Genomic DNA, 582 nt, shown 5'->3' on the forward strand with positions numbered 1-582 from the left:
TGTATGTTGCTGTCGCCTCAACGGTTACCTGACCAACGTTGTGGATCAAAAGCAAACCCGTTTCTGGGTTTAGTAACTCGGCAACCTCGTTGTCTGGTTCGCTGCGCAGAATTTTGTAAGTGATATTTTGCGTTTCAACTTTATCCAAACGTGAAGGCGCTAAGGTTAAACCGTCTCGATACTCATCTTCGATTAAGGCAAATTTAAGTTGCTCAGCACCTATCGCATACAATGTTACGGTTGCACGAACTTGCTTAGGTAGATATAAGTCGTTACCTGAATCGGAAATCAGTACAGAAGCCTGACCCGCAGAACCAAGTGAATAAACAACGCCGTTATCATCAACTTGAATGAGGTTCTGCCCGCTTTCGACTTGGTAAGTCAGTTTACCTTTCTGCCCGCGCACGGTCAGAGCTTTCCCGTCAGGATCGAGTGCAACTAGGCTTAAATCACTGGCAGAAAGATCATTGTTAAAACCTCGTTCAACCGTGACCGAAAACGTCGTTTCAGAAGATTCATACACAGAACTGGTATCTGTTGCACGAATTATCGCGGTGCCTGGACGCAGGATTTGAAATACTC

1 pseudogene is annotated in these 582 nt (G+C 45.4%); it reads right to left on the bottom strand.

From position 1 onward, the window contains the following. Positions 1–582, bottom strand: a pseudogene (locus R7093_RS26770) (cadherin repeat domain-containing protein); the annotation flags it as partial.

Source organism: Vibrio sp. 1580 (assembly GCF_033340055.1).